This is a genomic window from Salipiger sp. HF18 (genome assembly GCF_011806505.1).
Lineage (GTDB): Bacteria > Pseudomonadota > Alphaproteobacteria > Rhodobacterales > Rhodobacteraceae > Salipiger > Salipiger thiooxidans.
Window position 1 is genome coordinate 1 of the sequence record NZ_JAATOS010000375.1, and the last position, 3934, is coordinate 3934.

4 protein-coding genes and 1 pseudogene are annotated in these 3934 nt (G+C 62.6%); 2 read left to right on the top strand and 3 right to left on the bottom strand.

What is annotated here, in order from left to right:
* A partial coding sequence (locus tag HC022_RS20780; protein ID WP_167453689.1) for a helix-hairpin-helix domain-containing protein occupies positions 1-369 on the bottom strand: 369 nt, incomplete at its 3' end.
* A 225-nt stretch (positions 370-594) separates the two neighbouring features.
* Between HC022_RS20780 and rpsB the strand changes: the two genes are divergently transcribed.
* A complete protein-coding gene (gene rpsB, locus HC022_RS20785; RefSeq protein WP_008884033.1) occupies positions 595-1362 on the top strand; it encodes a 30S ribosomal protein S2 in 768 nt (255 codons plus the stop codon).
* A gap of 99 nt (positions 1363-1461) precedes the next feature.
* Entirely contained in the window at positions 1462-2337 is an 876-nt protein-coding gene (tsf, locus tag HC022_RS20790; protein ID WP_167453690.1) for a translation elongation factor Ts, read from the top strand.
* A gap of 493 nt (positions 2338-2830) precedes the next feature.
* Here the strand turns inward: tsf and HC022_RS20795 are convergent.
* Both HC022_RS20795 and HC022_RS20800 read right to left on the bottom strand, forming a co-directional pair.
* Positions 2831-3596: pseudogene (locus HC022_RS20795) on the bottom strand (LuxR family transcriptional regulator).
* The coding region (locus tag HC022_RS20800) for a type II 3-dehydroquinate dehydratase (RefSeq protein ID WP_167453691.1) at positions 3593-3934 on the bottom strand (342 nt) is incomplete at its 5' end. The pseudogene HC022_RS20795 and the gene HC022_RS20800, both read right to left, overlap by 4 nt.

The window sequence follows — 3934 nt, forward strand, 5'->3', positions numbered from 1 at the left end:
GGATTTCTTCGCTTTCTTGGAGGGCTTGGTCTTCTTGGCTGTCGTTGCCGTCGCGACCTCGACCTCTTCGGGCGGGGCAACCGCCTCAGGCTCCGGCTCGCCAACGGCCTGCGGCTCTTCCATGGCCACGGCTTCTGACTTGGCCGTCACCTCGGGCGTTGGCGCGCTTCCAAGCCCGGCGGCGGCCGCGTCGAGCATCTCCTCAGCGGCGGCGATCAGCATCCGGGCGCGGATGAGCTGGACGCGGGGCAGGGCGGTCAGGCGCTCCGCATCGGCCCGGGCGAGATCGGCGGCACTCTGGATCCCCATTTCGCGCATCTTGGACGCGAGCGCGGGACCCACGCCGCGTATGTCAGTAAGGTTCGTCACTTCCGTCTCCATGCAAATTCGTGTCAGAATGCGCCCAAAGCCTGCCACCTGTCCAGCGACGCGCGCATGGGGGTTGCGCTCACACCGCTTTCCCCGTATAGGCGCGCCACACGAACCCCGCAGGCGGGGTCGGGCCTTTGGGGGAGACATCCCCAAAGCGTCCACCGGTTGCCCCAAATGGGTCAAACCCCCGCCGAGGATATGAAACCGGAAAGGATATAGGACATGGCTCTTCCCGAGTTCACCATGCGTCAGCTGCTTGAAGCCGGCGTTCACTTCGGCCACCAGACGCAGCGCTGGAACCCCCGTATGGGCGAGTTCATCTACGGTGCGCGCAACGGCATCCACATTCTCGACCTGACCCAGACCGTGCCGATGCTCGACGCGGCTCTGAAGGCGATCCGCGACACCGTCGCCAAGGGCGGCCGCGTGCTCTTCGTCGGCACCAAGCGCCAGGCAGCTGCTCCGATCGCCGAAGCCGCCGAGAAATGCGCCCAGTACTACATGAACCACCGCTGGCTGGGCGGCACGCTCACCAACTGGCAGACCGTGTCGCAGTCGATCGCACGCCTCAAGTCGATCGACGAGCAGATGGACACCGGCGCGGAAGGCCTCACCAAGAAAGAGCGCCTCGGCATGGAGCGTGACCAGCAGAAGCTTCAGGCTTCGCTCGGCGGTATCCGTGAAATGGGCGGCCTGCCCGACATGCTCTTCGTCATCGACGTGAAGAAAGAGCAGCTCGCCATCGCGGAAGCCAAGAAGCTGGGCATCCCGGTCGTCGCCATCGTCGACACCAACTGCTCGCCCGACGGTGTGGACTACATCATCCCCGGCAACGATGACGCCGCACGCGCCATCTCGCTCTACTGCGACCTCGTCAGCCGCGCAGCCCTGGACGGCATGACCGGCCAGATGGAAGCTGCTGGCGTCGACCTCGGCGCCCTGGAAGACGCGCCGGCAGAAGAGCTGCTGGCGGGCGCCCAGCAGGGCTGATCCGCGCGCTGTCGCGAAAGCGTCACGCAAGCATGACATGAGCGGCAAGGCCCGGGGCAGGGCCTGCCGCACAAGACCATTCGAGAGGGAGCCAAGCACATGGCGATCACTGCTGCACAGGTTAAAGAACTGCGCGAGATGACTGGCGCAGGCATGATGGATGCCAAGAAGGCGCTGACCGAAACCGACGGCGACATGGAAGCCGCTGTCGACTGGCTGCGTACCAAAGGTCTTGCCAAAGCCGCCAAGAAGTCCGACCGCACCGCCGCTGAAGGCCTCGTCGCCGTTCAGGTCAGCGGTGGCACCGGCGTCGCCGTCGAGGTGAACGCAGAGACCGACTTCGTTGCCAAGAACGCCGAGTTCCAGGCCATGGTCGGCGACATCGCCACCGCCGCCATCGGCGTTTCGACCGTCGAAGAACTGGCCGATGCCGAGATCGAAGGCAAGAAGGTCTCCGAGCAGATCACCGACAAGATCGCCAAAATCGGCGAGAACATGACCCTGCGCCGCATGGCGAAGATCGAGGGCGAGCTCGTGGCAACCTACGTCCACAACGCCGCTGCTCCCGGCATGGGCCAGATCGGTGTGCTCGTCGCGCTGAACGGCGGTGACGAGGCGTTTGGCAAGCAGGTCGCGATGCACATCGCTGCTGCCAACCCGGCGTCGCTCTCGGCTGCCGATCTCGACCAGGCCGTGGTCGAGAAAGAGCGTCAGGTGCAGATCGACATCGCGCGCGAGTCCGGCAAGCCCGAAGCCGTCATCGAGAAGATGATCGAAGGCCGCATGAAGAAGTTCCTCGGCGAAGTGACCCTGCTGGGTCAGCAGTTCGTCATCAACCCCGACGTGACCGTCGAGCAGGCCGCGAAAGAGGCCGGCGCGAGCATCGTGGGCTTCGTGCGCATGCAGGTCGGGGAAGGCATCGAGAAGAAGACCGAAGACTTCGCAGCCGAAGTGGCCAAGGCCGCTCAGGGCTGAGGTCCAACACCATAGGGGCCCCGCTGCGATGCGGGGTCCCCGAAATGCAAGGAGCCGCCCAAACGGGCGGCTCCTTTTTAGGTTCCGGACCCCCACATAAGTTGGGGATGACGTGAGGACCGGAATAGGTGTCGGACCGACTCATGCAGAAATTTCACGAACCAGGCCCGACGTCGGTTTTCACCGGAGAGACACGCAGGGCCCCCGAAATGGCGGAGGGTGCGTTTCCCATGCTCCATGGCCAAAGCCACCACTCACGGAACGTTCTCACAGTCGCAATTTTGGAGCGATGATGAAAGTAGCTAGTTCGTGCCAACGCAGAATTTCGTCAAATTAGCGCACTAAACGACAATAGATTTGGCTTTTCTAAATCTAAGAAGCGAAAAAACTGAATTTAATGCGGGAACATTTTGCCAAACGCGCAACCTGAGGTTACGATCCGCCGACTCGACGAGAAAGTTCAGTTTCGTGTGTGTGAATATGAGTCGCACAATCAGAGATCGATGATGAACATCTGGTTCTGAAAGGCTGCCTTGGCCACGGCCTGGGCCGTGGTTTCGACGTTCAGCGCTTCGCGGGCGAGCCTCAGATGCTTTTCGATCGTGGCCTGCGTCAGGCCCATGATCGCCGCAATGTCCTGCATCGTCTTGCCATCTCCGACCCATTCGAGCGCCTCGCGCTGACGTTTGGTCAAGGACTGGTTGGGCGGAACGTAGGGCAGGGTGAGGATCTTGAGGTGCAGGACATTGTTCATGAGGATGATGTCATCTCCATGTTCGTCCCACATCGCGTCGACGTCGGCCTGTTGGGTTCCGGCTTTTGCCGTCAACGCAATCGCCTTTCGCGCGACTCGAAACCGACTTGAAGCTTACAGAATAGCCCGAGCGGACATTCTTGCCTAAATTGAAGTCTATGACGCGGCGCTCGGCGTTGCCGACGTTCCCTTGTGCAAGCATTTCCGCCAGAACGCGCCACGAACAGGCGCCTTCGTGCTCGAGTGCCCAATTCACCATGGGGGCATGGTGGTAGAGACCCTGGCCGATGAACACGTCGGTGTAGTCGGTGCTGTGGTTGGTCAGCAGCACGAAGTCGTTCGGATCGCCGAGCGACGTGGTCGTACGGTAGCGGGTGAAGCCGTAGAGCAGACGGTCGAAGCCGTAGCCGGCCATCCGCTCGAGATGCATTTGCCAAAGTTCCTCGACGGTTCCGGCATTGGTCATCTCTGTGAGATGCGCCCGGATGCCATCCGCGAGCGTCATTTCCGTGTCTCCAGATGGCTCAGCATCGCGTCCATCGCCAGCGTGTAGCCTCGCGGGCCGAAGCCGCAGATCACGCCGACCGCGACCCGTGCAATGTAGCTCTTGTGCCGGAACTCCTCGCGCGCGTGCACATTCGAGAGGTGCAGCTCGATCGCCGGGATCTCGGCCGAGCTGATGGCGTCCATCAGGGCCAGCGAGGTGTGGGTGTAGGCGCCGGCGTTGAGGATCAGGCCGTCGAGCCGGCCGCGCGTCCCGTGGATCGCGTCGATCAGCGCGCCTTCGTGGTTGCTCTGTTCGAACTCCACGCCGACGCCGATCTTCTCGCCATGGGCACGGCA

Coding starts and splice junctions, on each gene's coding strand:
- rpsB (WP_008884033.1), top strand. CDS start 595: ATGGCTCTTCCCGAGTTCACCATGCGTCAGCTGCTTGAAGCCGGCGTT.
- tsf (WP_167453690.1), top strand. CDS start 1,462: ATGGCGATCACTGCTGCACAGGTTAAAGAACTGCGCGAGATGACTGGC.